Below are 15,568 nucleotides of genomic sequence, written 5' to 3'. Positions count from 1 at the left end.
AATGGTTCGGCAGTCCACAAACATGGCGCTGCCTGTCGCGGCATCTTGTGCTGCCACGCTGTCTGTCTTTTCGGTCTTGGATTGCTGACCCCTACTGGGTCGGGTGAATTTCGTTGTCGAAGCGGCTTAACAATCGACTTCGCTCTTCGGGTTGGCCAAAGGTGGCGAAGTCGTAATCCACCATCTTGATCATCGATATATCGGGCGCCGTCAGCGGCAATGTCGCCCGGGCGTTGGATGGCACCTGGTTCTGCCCCGCCTTTGCCCCGGTCGCCTGTCCTTCCGGGGTCAGCGCGAATTCAACGAACGCCTGCGCCAGCGCATCGTTGTGGTTGCCCTTGACGATGCTGACCGCACCGATCTCGTAACCGGTTCCCTCGCAAGGGGCGACGATCACCAGCGGAAAGCCTTCGATCTTCTGTGTCACGGCGTCATGCATGAAGGAAATCCCGATCAGAACCTCCCCCCGCGCCGCCGCCTTTACGGGCGCCGAGCCGACCTTGGTGTAACTCACCACATTCTGGTTAAGCCTGCCCATGAAACTGAAAGCCTCCTCCTCGCCAAAGAGCTGGACAAGCGTGGCAAGCATGGTGAAGGCCGTGCCCGAATAGTTCGGGTTGCCGGTCTGGATATGGCCGCGATAAATCTCCTTCGCCAGATCCTTCCAGCATGTCGGGGCCGGCAGATTGTTCTTGGCGAGCAGTTCCGAATTATAGGCAAAACCGAGCGCACCAGCATAGATTCCGGCCGATTTCGATCCCGACATCGCATTGAAATTCTGCGCCCATGGCAGCAGATCCTGCTGATGGGCGGGCTGATACTCTTCCAGAAGGCCTTCCGAACCCGCCTGCAAATGAGTGTCGCCGGTACCGCCCCACCAGACGTCGACAGTCGGATGGGCGCGTTCGGCACGAATCTGATCGAGGATTTCGCCGGTGCTCTTGCGAACCATCGAAATCTCGACCCCCATCCGCGCTTCGAAAGCCCGCTGCATGGTCACGCACCAAGCCTCGTCGACGCCGCACAGGACGTTCAACTTCGTCGCGGCCATGCCATGCCCTGCGCCGCACAGCCATAAGGCCATGCTCGCCGCAAGTGCGGTCAATGCTCTCAACTGAGCCTCCCTGCTTGGAACCTCCCCGTTCCAATCTCCGCCATTAGCATGTCACATCCTGACCGCACCGCAATCGAAGAATGGTTACCAATCTTTCCGAACAAGATTACAGATATTACAAATATGACAGGGCGGATAACCAGCTAGGCTTTGAAGATCGCGTCTGCCGCGCCTATGATGATGGCGGGAGGAATACGCAGTGCTTAATCAGAAGGTTCGCATTCTGATCGTCGAGGACGATCCGGATATGGCAGAGCTTATCTCGGACCTCGTCGAGGCCGAGGGCTGGCTGCCCACCTGCGCGCGCTCCGCCGAGGAAGCGGACGAGATATTGGCGAAGGACGTGATGCAGCTGGTGCTCGTAGACCACAACTTGCCCGGCACCTCCGGCCGCACCTTTGCCCAGAGACTACGCAGCAAGGTTGATATCGGCATCGTCATGGTAACGGCTGCCGGCAGCGCCGCCGACCGGGTTCTCGGCCTGGAAACAGCGGCCGACGATTATGTCGTCAAACCCTTCGAACCGATCGAACTCACGGCACGGATCAAGGCCGTTCTGCGCCGGACGATCCCCTCCTTGAAGCAGGAAAAGGACAGTGAGCGCGACCACGGCCGGGCGGCATTGCTCCTCAGCGACTGGGCGATTGATCTCAATGCCCGACAGGCCGTCTGCCTGACCGATCGCAGCAGAACGCTGACAAGTGCCGAATTCGCACTTCTGGAAATTCTGGCCGAAACGCCCAACCAGCCCGTCAGCCGCTCCCAGATCCTCGACAGGCTTGGCTCGGAAAGCGACCGCTATATCGATAGAAACGTCGATGTGCTGGTGCTGCGGCTGAGGCGCAAGATCGAGCGAAACCCCGATCTGCCGCGTCACATCAAGACGCGGCGCGGCAGGGGTTATGTGCTCCACACCGACGAGGGCGAGCTTTCTCCGTGATCAGCCGTTCCTTCCTTTCCTCGATCGCCTTTCGCCTGCCCTTTGCGATCGTCTTCATCTGCATCCTCGTCTTCAGCCTATCCGCCATCGCCATCTACGGCCTGCAACGCGCTCGCGATGAAATGGCCGCCTACGGCCTGCAGGCCTTTTCCAGCCTTGCCAAGGCATCGCTGGTTTCGCGGCAGGTCTCCGACCTCGTCTCGAGCGCACCTTTCCTGATGAATGCCGCCTCGCCCTATCGCGTCTCCAGCGAAAGCCGGTCCGTGGTCCAGCAGGTCGATATCCTGCTGGAGATGACAGGGCCAGGCAACGGTGATCGGGTCGCCCGCGGCTTTGCCAACGAGCGCATCGTCGAACTCCTTGAATTGATCAGAACACAGACGCTGGATCTGGCAAAGGATGCAGATGCGGCGCAGGGCCACAAGGCGGAAGCGGCAGCCGCGCTTGGCGAAATTGCCACGGGTCGCGGCATCACCGATCCCGAACTGCGCCGGCGGATGAACGGCATCGTGCAGGCCGCATCCGCATCCGACAGCCTCTTTCAGCTTGGTGAACTGCGCCGCCGCTATGTTGCCGAAACCACCGCGCGCCAGGAAGGTTATCCCGGAGAGCGGCTCCCCGTGGCCGAGCTGCAACCCTATGAGCGGGTCTTTGAAGCGCAGAGCCGTTACCTCTTGGAAATGTTTGCGATCCGCGCCTCGGTGTCGCGGCTTCACATTGTGTCGCGCGATCTGTCCCATGTCACCGAAACGCAGAGCGATGCGGTTGCCCGCAGCCTCAACGAGGACCTGATCTCGACCTCGGACGCTCTGAGCCGGCTATTGGTCATCGTCGCAGTCGCTTCGCTTCTAGTTCTGGTCATGGCAACATTCTCGATTCGATCAGTGATGCGTGTCTCGCGCGGGATCGCGACGCTTTCCAACGGCATGAACGCGCTCGCCAAGGGTGAAAAGGATGTCGGCCCGCCATCCTACACCGGATCGGAGACGGAACTGATCCGCCTGCTCGATGCTTTCCGGGCTTTCCATGACAGCGTCGATCGTGTCTCCCGCCTGCGGCGCACGGCGGAAGCGGCGGCCCGAACCATCCGCTCCACCTTCCGCAACATGAATGAGGGAATAGCGCTGTTCGATCCGACCGGTCGGCCAATCACCATGAACCGCCGGATCATAGAACTTGTCGGTCGTTCCGGCTCGTCGCGTAAGCTGCCGCTTCGCCGTTTTGTCGAACCGATACCGGAGATCGATCCCGCACTGTTCCCTTTCGAGAGCGGCCGAGGCGAGTTGATGGACCGGGCAGTCGTGCGCCATCGCACCGGAGATCAACGAGTGATCGAAGTATCGATGTCACGCCAGCCGGATGGCGGTATCGTGCTGCTCGCCCGGGATGTAACTTCTCTCGATCGTCAGGAGGCGGAGGCCGCAAAAGCCCAGAGGCTTGATGGCATCATGCGCATGACTCATCAGGTCAGTCATGAAGTGGGCAACATGATCGGCATCATCACCGGCAGCCTCGGCCTGCTGGAGCGCGAAACTGGTTTCAACGATCGCCAGAAACGCCACATCGCCCGTATCCGGAAGGCGGCGGATCGCGGCCGTTCTCTGGCCAGCAGCATGCTGACCATCGGCAGCCAGCAGCCCATTCATCCGAGCTGCATCAACGTCGCAAACCTGCTGCGCGGCATGGCCGATATCCTTGAGATTGCAGTCGGCCCGAAATGCCGGATTGCGCTGGAGATTGACGAGGATCTTCCCTCGATTGCGCTAGACCCTGCCCTCCTCGAGCAGTCCATCCTCAACCTTTGCCTGAATGCGGCAGCGGCCATGCCCGATGGTGGCCTGATCTCGATCAGCGCCGCTTCCGAGAAGGATGCACTTGTGATCGCGGTCACCGACGAGGGAGTGGGCATGACGCCCGAGGCGGTGGACAAGGCCTTCGAGCCCTATTTCACCACCCGGCAGGAACACGGCGGGGCAGGCCTCGGCCTTGCAATGGTCTACGGCTTCGTCCGGCAGAGCGGCGGCGAGGCGCATATCAGCTCGATGCCGGGCGATGGCGCAAGGGTACAACTGACTTTTCCGGTAGGCACCGACCACCTCCAGATTCGATAAGCCCCGAGAAGGCCTTCCAGGGGGAGAGGAATTCGTCAACCAATTGAGTTGTTAACTCCCGATCAACTCAGAATATTCACTGTCCGTTTCTTCCTGCTCTCTAGGATCACGCCATCCGAGTATGGGAAACAGTACCGTCGTGAAAAATCAACCAAAAGCTGAAGCCAGTGATCCGCAAGCGTACCTGACCGCGCGCCTTGCAACCGCACAGTCTCGTATCGAGAAGACCTTTCTCGAAGGCGGCTCCGTGCTCGTTTCAGTCATGGACATCCTGAACCAGCTCATCACCATATTGGACCGCATGACGGGTTCGATGGACGGCGATACCGCGGATGCGGCAGTGGCCAACATGCAAAAGACCATTGAGGACATGGTCCGCCTGCCGGAAACCGAACAGTTGCGACAGGCCGCCTTCGTTGAAATGAGTTCCCTTTGCAAGTCTGCAAACGGCCATGTCGATGATATCCGCGAGACGATCCGTTACCTGAAAACCTTTGCGGTCACAGTAAAGATTACCGGCGCAGGCATCGCCGAATTTTCCTCCTTTGCCGAGGAAATCCGCGAGCGCATCCATTTCGGCGGTACTGAAGTCGGCAAATTCGCGCAATATCTCGATCTCATGCACAAGCAGCTTGCCAGAGCGCGCGACGTCTCATCCGTCATCGGCGCCGATTTCGAAGTAACGATCCCCGGCATCGTCGGAGGTTTGAAGACAAATTCCGGTCGCATCGGCGAACAGCATCGCGCCATGACGGCCATGGCGGCCAAGGTGAAATCCGTCGCGCAGGGCGTGCAGGGCAAGATAGCGGCAACGCTGTCCTCCCTCCAGATCGGCGACATCACCCGCCAACGTGTCGAACATGTGCAGACGACACTCGCCCTGTTCAGCGATTATCTGAATTCCGAAGAGGCGCAGGCGTTAAATTCCGCCGAAATGGACGCTCTTTACGACACCGTTTTCGAGATGGTCAGCGCCCAGATCGACGAGATGGCAACCACCTTCCAGCAGGATTGCCGCAAAATCTTTGCAGGCATCTCAAGTTTCGCCGACGATGCCGCAACCATTCTTTCACTGCGCGACACCCTGGTGGAAGATGCTGCCAATGATGGCGGCAGCGCGTTGCAGCTGCTTGAGAAGGACATAGCAAAGGCGTGCGATCTGGCCGGGCGCGTTCAGGAAGGCATGGCGGATGCCAATGCGGTCGTCGCTTCCGTTACCGGTACCGCACAGGACCTGTTGCACGGCATTGAAGTGCTGCGCTCGATCAAGACTGAAATCCATTATATGGCGCTGAACTCAAACCTGCGCTGCTCGAAACTGGGCGACGAAGGCCGGTCGGTCAATGTCGTCAGCGGCGAGCTGCGGGTCTTTGCCGACAAGCTGGAAAGCCCGGCGGATTCGATCGTTGCCGATCTCCACCGGATCGAAAGCGTCATTACAAATCTGAAGACGGCTGAGAACCGGAGCGCCGGTGACCTGCGGGAACCATTGAGCGAAGCACTGGAAGCCATAAGCCACGCCAAGGGTCAGATGGAAACCGGTCTGCAGAATCTCGCCACGGAAGGTCAGGCCGTTTTCAGCCGCATCAGTGCCGCCGTGATCAAGCTCGATTTCGAGAGCGAACTCGGCGATGTCCTGAAAGAATGCCATCACGTGGCAAGCGGGCTGGCCGCCGGCGGCGCCGGAGACATTTCCGGCTTCGCAGAGAAAATCCAGCCGTTTTCGACACGCATCTACAAGATCTACACGATGGCGCAGGAGCGCGACGTGCATCTTCGCTACTTGCCGGTCGATCTTGCGCCCGGGCAGAAAGCACCCGCCGCCGTCGAAGATGACGACGATCTGTTTGCCGACGCGCTTTTCTAGAGCGTATTCGATCTAAACGGGATCGATGGGGCGCTTTTACTGCGCAGGGTTCCCGGCGTCAGGCCGCCTGCATCAGTTTGCCAGGGCTTTTTTTGCTGGAGGCCTCAAGGAGACGGAGAACCTCGGCGGCAAAAGCTTCGGCATTCTGCAGAGCCTTGTCGAGATTGCTGACATGGCCGGCTTTCATCATATGCAGGCATCCATCGAATTCGAACATATCGCGAAACGCAGAACGTTCGAAAATCGGCGTATCGAGAACACGTACATTCCTTTGCGCCAGCAGTTCCCGTGCGGCCAGAAGCGCGCGGGTCGTGACCAGCGGATTGACGCGGGTCAGCACGACGGAATGTTCGATCCGGATATTCGCCTTTTCATCGAGATAACGCAGCAGCTCCAGCACCTGCGCCCCGCCCTGCGCATCCATGGTGCTGCCCTGAACGGGTATCAGCACATGGTTGGAGAGACCGATCGCAGTCGCGAGCAGGGGCGATTGCGCACCGGGCAGGTCGATGATGACATGATCGAATGCACGGCGGCTGTCGATGACATGCTGCTGTAACGTCGCCGCCGTCACATAGGTGATGACTGAAAAATCGACACGCGCATCGGCCTTTTCACGCCAGCGGGAAATCCAGCGCTGTGGATCGGTATCGATGACGCAAACCCGCGATCCGCGCCGCGCCAAGTCGGACGCCAGGAGAAGAACCGCCGTGGTTTTCCCGGCGCCGCCCTTGGTGTTCGCGAAGGTGATAACTGGCATGGCATGATCCGGAAAACTGGGCGGAGACGGTCATGCCTCGCGGAACGCACCTGTCGCATGGTGTTACCGCCATCATTGGCGAGTTTGGTTAATGCCGGGTAAAAAAGGGTCGCGCCATCAGCGGCGGCGGTCTTCGGCCTGAATTTCCAGCGCGATCCTGTCGAGTGGCAGAACCTTGTCGACACCGCCATGGGCGATCGCTTCCTTCGGCATGCCGAAGACAACAGAGGATGCTTCGTCCTGTGCCACCGTGAAGGCGCCGGCCTGATGCATTTCCAGCATGCCGCGTGCGCCATCATCACCCATGCCTGTCATGATGATGCCCATGGCGTTGGCACCGGCGGCACGCGCGGAAGAACGAAACAGAACGTCCACCGAAGGCCGGTGTCGCGAAACCAGTGGCCCGGTGCGGACCGAAACGCGATAACGTGCACCCTGCCGCTCCAGCAGCATATGTCTGTCGCCCGGCGCAATCAGCACATGGCCGCGCAGCACCGGATCGCCGTCCTCGGCCTCCTTGATCTCGACATCGCAGAGACTGTTCAGGCGTTTTGCAAATGCGGCGGTAAATTTTTCCGGCATATGCTGAACGATCACGATGCCGGGTGAATTGGCCGGCAGCTTCATCAGCATTGCGCGCAACGCTTCCGTGCCGCCGGTGGATGCACCGACACAGACCACCATTTCAGTGGTGCGCGCCATGGCCTTGCCCGAAGGCGGCGGCAGCACGGCATCGGCGGTCAGCTTGGCCTGCGGACCGCTTGCGGCAGCCGAACGCAGCACCGCCCGCGCATTGCCGACGCGGGCGTGCGCCGCACTTTTGACGACCTCGCAGATGCGCGTGGCCTGCTCCGCCAGATGATCCGCAGCGCCTATCCTCGGCTTGAGGATGATGTCGACCGCCCCCGCCTCCAGTGCCTGAAGCAGGGTTTCCGATCCGGCCTCGGTCAGCGACGAGCACATGACTACAGGGATCGGTTTCTGCGACATGATCTTGCGCAGGAAGGTGATGCCGTCCATGCGCGGCATTTCCACATCAAGCGTGATGACATCGGGAATTTCTTCCTGGATGCGCTTGGCCGCAACAAACGGATCGGCAGCGGCCCCGATCACCTCAATGCCGGGATCGCTTTCGAGAACCTCCGTCAGGGTCTGCCGGACGCTGGCGGAATCGTCGACGATGAGAACGCGGATTTTTTTCGACATGGCTCTCTGCCGCTATTGCTTCTTGAAAACGGTATTGGCGACCTGCCGCAGGGGCAGGTCGATACCGGTTATCGTTTCGGAATGACCGATGAAAAGGTAACCGCCCGGCACCAGGCGCTTGCACAATTGGGTCAGGACGTGCACCTGCGTTTTTTTATCAAAGTAGATGAGAACGTTACGGCAGAAGAGAAGGTGCACCGCATCGCCGATCTGGTAGGTCGGGTCCATGAGGTTGAGGCGGGCAAAACCGATCTTGGAACGCAGCCGCGGCACGATACGAACCTCCCGTCGTCCGGCATCGACCGACCGCATGACATATTTGCGCATCATGTCGGCCGGAACCGGTTCGAGCAGTTCACGGGCATAGATACCGCTATGGGCTTTCCTGAGCACATCAGTGGAAAGGTCGGTCGCAAGGATGCTGAAATTGTTGATGACCTGTTTCTCGGCCGCTTCGGCCAGCACCATCGCCATGGTATAGGGTTCCGCACCCGTCGAACAGGCGGAACTCCAGGCGCGGATACGCCCATGGCCTTCACCCGCAAGTGCAGGCAAAGCGAATTTCTCCATGTAGTCGAAATGGTTCGGCTCACGGAAAAAATCCGTCTTGTTGGTCGTCACCACGTCAATCAGGTAGATCGCTTCCTCTTCCAGCCCGTCTTCGCGGAAGAGGAAATTGCAATATTGAGCGAAGGTGGCATGCCCCGTGGCGCGAAGACGCTTGCGCAGACGCCCTTCCAGCATAGTGCGCTTGCTGTCCGGCATCTTTATGCCGCTGTAATTGTAGATGTATTCGGCGAGCAGCCGGAAATCCCGCTGACTCAGGCCATCATGCGCGGAGTTGGCAGCAATGGAGGCATCCACGGAAAGGGCTCTCCTCATGCCGCCTGAACCGGTGTGCCGCCCTGCCGGGCAATGGCGTTTTCTTCGTTCGAGAAAAGCTTTGCAAGATCGATGATGACGACGAAATCACCTTCCCGGCGAACCACACCTGCAATGTAGTCGGAGTTCCAGTGAACGCCGATATCGGGTGCGGTTTCCATCTGGTCGCGACGGAACGGCGTCACCTCGAATACCTTGTCCGCTACGAGACCTATCGCTAGCGTGCGGGATGGGAACGGAATATCCAGCACCAGCACGCGGGTATGGGGTGTCCGCACGCTGCGGCTCATTCCGAGCCGCAGCCGCAGATCGATGATGGGCACACCCTGCCCACGCACATCTCTCAGACCCAGCAGATATTCAGGACTATGCGGAATCTTGAACGTGTCCTCATAGTCGAGGATTTCACGGACGACCGCGACGGATACCGCAAAGACCTCCTCACCGAGGCTGAATGTCACGAACTGGCCTTCTGAAGATGTGCTGGTCATGGTCAGGCGCTTTCGCGGAAATCCGCGTCGTCAGCATCGGGACCGCCCATGGACATATCCAGTGCGAAACCTTTGACGCGGGCTTGCTGGGCGCTGACGGTATTGCCCGTCTGCGGTTTGCGAACCGGGGCCGGCTTCATCGCCGGACGCGTCGCAGCAGGCTTTGCGGCAGGCCGATGTGCAGCCTGTGCGGGGCGCGACGAGACGCTTGAGGCATCCACCTTGAAGAAGGCGATACTGCTCTGCAACTCTTCGGCCTGTGCGGCCAGCTCTTCCGAAGTCGCAGACATTTCCTCCGAAGCGCCGGAGTTCTGCTGCGTCACCTTGTCAAGCTGCTGGATTGCCTCGTTGATCTGGGAGGCGCCGATATCCTGCTCACGGCAGGCGGCGGAGATTTCGGCGACCAGCTCGGCAGTCTTGCGAATGTCCGGCACCAGACGGTTCAGCATGTCGCCCGCTTCGGTTGCCACCTGCACGGTCTCGCCGGAAAGCGAGCTGATCTCGCTGGCAGCAGCCTGGCTGCGTTCGGCGAGCTTGCGCACTTCCGATGCCACGACAGCAAAACCCTTGCCGTGTTCTCCAGCGCGCGCCGCCTCAACGGCGGCGTTCAGCGCCAGAAGATCGGTCTGGCGGGCAATTTCCTGCACGATGGAAATCTTCTCGGCGATGGTGCGCATGGCGACCACGGCACGGTTGACGGCTTCACCGCTGGCTTCGGCGTCCTTGGACGACTGACGCGCGATCTTTTCCGTTTGCGCGGCATTGTCGGCATTCTGCTTGATGTTGGCAGCCATCTCTTCCATCGAGGCCGAAGCCTCTTCGGCAGACGATGCCTGCTCGGTCGCGCCTTGGCTCAGCTGTTCAGAGCTGGCCGACAGTTCCTGGCTGCCGGAGGACACATTGTCGGAAGCGGAAAGCGCATCGGCGACAATGCCACGCAGGCGCTCAACCATCCGTTCCAGCGCAAGGCCGAGAGTATCCCTGTCGGACAGGGGTTTCGGCATGACGGTAAGATCGCCATCAGCAATCCGGTCGGCAATGCCTGCGGTATTGCGCAGATTGCCCGTCATCGTGTTGATGCGCGCAACGAGATCCTTTATCTCGTCATTGGTCTTGATCTCGACATTCTGATCGAGATCGCCGATCGCAACCGCCTCAGCCACGGTCATGATCTTGCGCAATCCGCTGCTGATGCCGAGCGCGATCCAGAATGCTGTCGCGATGGCGATGAGTACGGCAACGACCGATGCACTGACCAGCAGGGTGCGGGTCTGCTCATAGTCATCAGCCGCCAATTGCTTCGATTCTTCAAGACGGTCGCGGTTCATCTTGACGCCCTCGCCCAGTTTCCCGGTCAGGGCATTGGCAGCGTCACGGCCCTTGCCGGACGAGTACGACGCGGCGAGCGACGTATTACCCTGCGCAACCAGTTCCCGGACGTGATCATCACTGGCCTCGAAAGCCTTGGTGATGGCCTGCAGATCCGTCCAGAACGCACGCGTCTCGGCGCTGGCGGTGGCTGCCATATCATTCAGCATGGCCGTCAACTGGTCGCGAGTTTCGTTACCGGCCGCCTTGAAAAGCTGGGTTTCCTCCGGCGAAGCAGCAAGGATGATATTCTTCTGCGACCGGACGGTTGCCAGCGCCAGTGCGTTCATCTGGTGAACCTTGTCGAGGCGCACGACAGTACCGTCGACCACATCGTCCATGGCATTCTTGGCGATACCGAGGCTGTAGATGCCGTAGCCGGCCGTTCCGGCAAGCATCAGGATCAGAAAGCCGAAGGCAACCGCCAGCTTCATCTTGATTGTAAATCGCATCTCAATGCTCCTTGGAAAGTTCGATGACGTTGCCACGCGCGCTGGACGAAACCGGTCCGGACTCGCGATGCCCCGTGAAAATTGCTGTCAGATTTGGAAGAATGACGAACTCGCTGCCGCGTTTGATGAGGCAATGGATGTAATCCGCCCGCCACCGCATGCCGACGCTCGGCGGCGGTTCGCTGGCTGCCCGGCTGAACGTGGTCACCTCGTTGACCTTATCGGTCCTGATGCCGATCAATGCCGGCTCGCCATCAAACGGCAGTTCTATGACGACGATACGGCTATCAATGGTTCGCTCGGTGGCTTCCATGCCGAAGGCAAGACGGATATCAGCCAGAGGGATGACCTTGCCCCGGAAGTTGATAACACTCGCCACGAAGGCTTTAGCACCGGGAACGGCGGTTTCGGGCAGAAGATCCAGAATTTCCCGAACCTTCACCGCCTCGATGGCGAAGGTCTCGCCCGCGATGTTGAAGGTCAGAACTTCCACGGCGTCGGACACGCCCCAAAACTCGTCCGTCTGCTTCAAGAGAGACTGGTTCATCCCGCGGCCCGCAATCGCGCCTCCTGTTGTTGCCCCGCCATCACCAGATGTGCGACATCGAGGATAAGGGCGACATTGCCGTCACCGAGGATGGTCGCGCCGGAGAATGTCGCGACGTCATGGTGCAGTTTCGACATGGCCTTGATGACCGTCTGGTGGTCACCGATGATCTGGTCAACCACAAGCCCGACCCGCTCGGAGCCGGTGGAAATGACGACGATCTTCTGGAACTGATCCGGCTTGGTTCCGGTGTTGAACAATTCGCGCAGGCGAATGAAGGGAACGAGGCTCTCGCGCAATGAAATGAAGGACCGGCCCCGCGAACGAATATCGTCGTCAGGCGACAGTTCCAGGCATTCCTCCACCGCCGGCAGCGGAATGACGTAGCAACCATTGCCGACCCGCACCAGCAGGCCGTCGATGATGGCCAGAGTCAACGGGATCGCCAGCGAAACTTCCGAACCCGCGCCCGGCGTGCTGGTAACGCTGATCGTGCCGCGAAGGGCCTCGACACTTTTTTTCACCACATCCATGCCGACACCACGGCCGGAAAGACTGGTAACTTCAGAGGCTGTCGAAAAGCCCGGCTGGAAGATCATCTGCAGCAGTTCCTGATCGCTGACCTGCGCGTTCGGAGCCAGAAGGCCGGAAGCCTCCGCTTTTGCCCGGACGCGCTGGCGATCGATGCCACGGCCATCGTCACGGATGGTGATCGTCACATCACCGCCCGACTGGCGGGCAATGAGGGTGATCCGCCCCGTCGCCGGTTTGCCGGCCGCCACACGCTCATCGCTTTTTTCGAGACCATGGTCGCAGGAGTTGCGGACAAGGTGCACGAGTGGATCAGCCAGGCGTTCGATCACCGCCTTGTCGACCTCTGTGCCTTCGCCCTCGGTCTCCAGCTCGATCTGTTTGCCCGTTTCCCGCGCCAGGTCATGGATCAGACGGCGGAACCGACCAAAAAGCTGGGCGATCGGCACCATTCGCAGGACCATCATCGTATCGCGAAGTTCTCCGGAAAGACGTTCGACATCCTCTGAAACAGAGCGCAAAAGAATATCGACGCTGCTACCCGCCAGCTGCGAAAGGCGGGACTGGGCAATGACGAGTTCACCGACCCGATCCATCAACTCGTCAAGTCTTTCAGCAGGCACCCGTACGTTTTCGGCCGCCTTGCCGCCCTTCGGATCGGCGGCGACCTTTCTGGCTTCCGGCAGGATTTCGGAAACGGGGAGCTCTTCTTCGACAACCGCTTCGATTGCGCGGATATCGATCTCCATGTCATCCATCACGAAGATGAAAACGTCGTCGATTGCCGATTGCGGCTGCTCGGTCGTCAGCCGGACTGTCCAGCCCAGATGGAGATCGCTCGGATTGAGTGCATCGAGAGACGGCACCGTCGAGGTGTCGGCAACGATTTCACAGTCGCCGAGTTCGGCCAGTTCATCCAGCAGACCAAGGGGATTGGTTCCGTTTGCCATGGCATTGACGGGCAACCGGAACCGGATTTCCCAAGTGGCAGCTTTTGCCTTTGCCTGCTTCCTGGCGAGATTCTGCGCCGGAACATGTGTCAGGACACCGCCATCGCCACGAGTGCCGACTGCCGCACGAAGCTTGGCGAGCAGCTGCTCTCCAACATCACCCTGCACACCGTGCGGATTGTCGACCAGCGCCTGCATATGATCCTGCGCTTCAAGAACGGCTGCGACCAGTTCGCTGGTTGCCGGAACCTCGCCCTTGCGCACCCGGTCAAAGGCGGTTTCGCAATGGTGGGTGAAGGCGGCAAGCGCCTCGAACCCGAACATTGCCCCGGACCCCTTCAATGTATGCAGTCCGCGGAAAACGGCGTCGATCTGATCCTGATCGGTCAAATCGTGAAGCAGATCGAGAAGGCCACCCTCGATTTGCTCGAAAAGCTCCGCAGCCTCCGTTCTGAAAACCTGAATAGGGTCCAGCGTCGTCATTTTCCGAGGACCTTTCTGACGATCTTGACCAGATGTTCGGCATCGAAGGGCTTGGTCAGCCAGCCGGTGGCACCGGCGGCCTTGGCGCGCGCCTTCATGTCCGCATCGGATTCCGTCGTCAAAAAGATGATCGGAATGCCGGTATGAGCCGGAGATTGCCGAAGCGCCTCAATCATCTCGAGACCATTCATGTTCGGCATGTTGAGATCAGTGACGATGAGGTCGAAATTCTCGGCCTTCGCCTTGGCAAGACCGTCCTGCCCATCAGCGGCCTCGGTAATCTGGTAGCCCGCGCCTGTGAGGGCGATCTTCGTCGTCATGCGAATGCTGGCAGAATCGTCGACCGTCAAAATATGTGCGCTCATGATATGTCCTTTCCATGCAACCAGAACTGGCGGGAGGCTTCATCCATCCGCGACAGGAAACCGCCCCGCCGCAATGTCTGCAAAACCTGACCGTCAGCCGGCTCTTTCAATGTTATCGTCTTGTTGTTCTGCGCCGCGAAATTGCGCGAGGCTTCCATCAGCTGCACGAAGCTCAAATCCGCATCCGCATCCTTGGGCACCTCGACCACCAGCCTGTCGGTGTCTTTGAGACGGTCGAGAAGAAGACTGTGTGCCGACGCAATCGACCGTATGGAAAGCGCTTGCGGCATCTTCAGTGTCTCGTTCGTGGTTTCATCAAACATGGGGAGTCTCCCGAACGGCTGCGGCTTGCATGCCGCCATCCGCCCTGATCGGTTGTTCTTCCGGTGTTTCGAGGCTCGGCACTTCGATCTCCAGAACGCCGTGGCCCGTCATGAGCCTCTCGATCAGCGTCCATTGGCGCTGGAACGCCGCGACGCAAGCGGGATCGAAATGGCTGCCGCTCTGCGCGACAACATGCGCATAGGCCTCTTGGGTCGACCACGCCTTCTTGTAAGGACGCTCGGAGCAGAGAGCCTCAAAGACGTCCGCAATGGCGACGATACGGGCTTCCAGCGGAATGCCATCGCCCGACAAGCCGTGCGGATATCCCGTTCCATCCCATTTTTCGTGATGGCCGCCTGCAATCGCCTCGGCTATGCGCAGCAGATCGGATGAACCGTTTTCGAGAATCTGCACGCCGATACCGACATGTTTTCGCATTTCGGTGATCTCATCAGGCGTCAGGCGACCCGGCTTCAGCAGCACGCTGTCGGAAATTCCGATCTTGCCGACATCGTGCAAGGGTGCCGCGAGATAGATCATGCGGCAATGCTCGTCATCGAGGCCGAGATCCTTTGCCATCAGCATGCTGATTTGCGCGACGCGGGAAATATGGTCGCCGGTGTGGCCGTCGCGGAATTCGATGGCCCGCGCCAGGCGCCAGATGATTTCCTCTTCGCGGGCCGCGAGTTGCCGGGTGGCCTTGCGCACCTCATCCACAAGGCTGCGCGCCTGTCCGGCAAGATCGCGCTGCGCCTTGCGCAAGGCGAGAAGGTTGCGCACCCGCGCCTTCAGCTCCACCGGGTCAAATGGCTTGTGGATGAATTCCGTGACACCGCTCTCTATCGCTTCGATAAGGACAGGCCGGCCTCTTTCCGATGTGATCATGATGACAGGCACATGCGCGAAATGCTCATATGTATTCAGTGCCTTGAGGAGCTGTATGCCGTTATATTTCGGCATCGTATAATCCACCACAAGCAGATCGACCGCATTGTTGCGGCTGAATTCCAACGCCTCCGTGGGATCGGTGAAGCCCACGATGGTGCCGACATCCGGAAGCCCGCGGACCGTCGCTTTCAGGGCAACAAGAATCGACTTGCTGTCATCGACCAATACGATTTGCACTTGTCCTCGCTATCATTGGATTGCGGGCGAATAGACGCGCGAACTCCTCGGC

Annotated in this window: 14 protein-coding genes; 3 read left to right on the top strand and 11 right to left on the bottom strand. The window is 59.6% G+C overall.

The window, feature by feature from the left end; genetic code table 11:
- Positions 1–91: 91 nt before the first annotated feature.
- The gene (locus tag F617_RS0108455) at positions 92–1,084 is read right to left on the bottom strand and encodes an ABC transporter substrate-binding protein (protein WP_026330739.1); all 993 of its coding nucleotides are present in this window, start codon (positions 1,082–1,084) and stop codon (positions 92–94) included.
- Between the two features lie 229 nt (positions 1,085–1,313).
- Between F617_RS0108455 and F617_RS0108450 the strand changes: the two genes are divergently transcribed.
- The 3 genes from F617_RS0108450 (at position 1,314) to F617_RS0108440 (ending at position 6,032) form a co-directional block, all read left to right on the top strand.
- Complete coding sequence (locus tag F617_RS0108450; protein WP_003514167.1) at positions 1,314–2,054, top strand: response regulator transcription factor; 741 nt, start codon at positions 1,314–1,316, stop codon at positions 2,052–2,054.
- Positions 2,051–4,165, top strand: a complete 2,115-nt coding sequence (locus F617_RS0108445; protein ID WP_019565038.1) for a PAS domain-containing sensor histidine kinase — start codon at positions 2,051–2,053, stop codon at positions 4,163–4,165. Before F617_RS0108450 ends, F617_RS0108445 begins: the two co-directional genes overlap by 4 nt.
- A 139-nt stretch (positions 4,166–4,304) precedes the next feature.
- Complete coding sequence (locus tag F617_RS0108440; RefSeq protein ID WP_019565037.1) at positions 4,305–6,032, top strand: hypothetical protein; 1,728 nt, start codon at positions 4,305–4,307, stop codon at positions 6,030–6,032.
- Between the two features lie 58 nt (positions 6,033–6,090).
- Here the strand turns inward: F617_RS0108440 and F617_RS0108435 are convergent, their stop codons facing one another.
- The 10 genes from F617_RS0108435 to F617_RS0108390 all read right to left on the bottom strand — a co-directional run bounded on the left by F617_RS0108435 (position 6,091) and on the right by F617_RS0108390 (position 15,516).
- Positions 6,091–6,792 (bottom strand): ParA family protein, encoded by a 702-nt coding sequence (locus F617_RS0108435; RefSeq protein ID WP_019565036.1) that lies wholly within the window; start codon positions 6,790–6,792, stop codon positions 6,091–6,093.
- Positions 6,793–6,909: 117 nt separating this feature from the next.
- Positions 6,910–7,998 carry a chemotaxis response regulator protein-glutamate methylesterase gene (locus F617_RS0108430; protein WP_003514176.1) on the bottom strand — a complete coding sequence of 363 codons (1,089 nt, stop codon included), beginning with the start codon at positions 7,996–7,998 and terminating at the stop codon, positions 6,910–6,912.
- A gap of 12 nt (positions 7,999–8,010) precedes the next feature.
- Positions 8,011–8,880: a protein-glutamate O-methyltransferase CheR gene (locus F617_RS0108425; RefSeq protein WP_034502023.1), complete on the bottom strand. Its 870-nt coding sequence runs from the start codon at positions 8,878–8,880 to the stop codon at positions 8,011–8,013.
- A complete protein-coding gene (locus F617_RS0108420) occupies positions 8,877–9,371 on the bottom strand; it encodes a chemotaxis protein CheW (RefSeq protein WP_003514179.1) in 495 nt (164 codons plus the stop codon). Before F617_RS0108420 ends, F617_RS0108425 begins: the two co-directional genes overlap by 4 nt.
- A 2-nt stretch (positions 9,372–9,373) precedes the next feature.
- A complete protein-coding gene (locus F617_RS0108415; RefSeq protein ID WP_019565034.1) occupies positions 9,374–11,191 on the bottom strand; it encodes a methyl-accepting chemotaxis protein in 1,818 nt (605 codons plus the stop codon).
- Position 11,192: 1 nt separating this feature from the next.
- Positions 11,193–11,738, bottom strand: coding sequence for a chemotaxis protein CheW (locus F617_RS0108410; RefSeq protein ID WP_003514184.1), 546 nt, complete (start codon positions 11,736–11,738; stop codon positions 11,193–11,195).
- The gene (locus F617_RS0108405) at positions 11,735–13,702 is read right to left on the bottom strand and encodes a chemotaxis protein CheA (RefSeq protein ID WP_003514186.1); all 1,968 of its coding nucleotides are present in this window, start codon (positions 13,700–13,702) and stop codon (positions 11,735–11,737) included. The genes F617_RS0108410 and F617_RS0108405 overlap by 4 nt, the downstream gene beginning before the upstream one ends.
- Complete coding sequence (locus F617_RS0108400; RefSeq protein WP_019565033.1) at positions 13,699–14,067, bottom strand: response regulator; 369 nt, start codon at positions 14,065–14,067, stop codon at positions 13,699–13,701. Before F617_RS0108400 ends, F617_RS0108405 begins: the two co-directional genes overlap by 4 nt.
- On the bottom strand, positions 14,064–14,390 hold the full coding sequence (locus F617_RS0108395) for a hypothetical protein (protein ID WP_003514190.1): 327 nt from the start codon (positions 14,388–14,390) through the stop codon (positions 14,064–14,066). The genes F617_RS0108400 and F617_RS0108395 overlap by 4 nt, the downstream gene beginning before the upstream one ends.
- A complete protein-coding gene (locus F617_RS0108390) occupies positions 14,383–15,516 on the bottom strand; it encodes an HD domain-containing phosphohydrolase (RefSeq protein WP_026330737.1) in 1,134 nt (377 codons plus the stop codon). The genes F617_RS0108395 and F617_RS0108390 overlap by 8 nt, the downstream gene beginning before the upstream one ends.
- Positions 15,517–15,568: the final 52 nt, after the last annotated feature.

Origin of the sequence: Agrobacterium sp. 10MFCol1.1 (assembly GCF_000381165.1) — a bacterium.
Taxonomy (GTDB): Bacteria; Pseudomonadota; Alphaproteobacteria; order Rhizobiales; family Rhizobiaceae; genus Agrobacterium; species Agrobacterium tumefaciens.
This window is presented reverse-complemented; position numbering and strand designations above follow the sequence as displayed.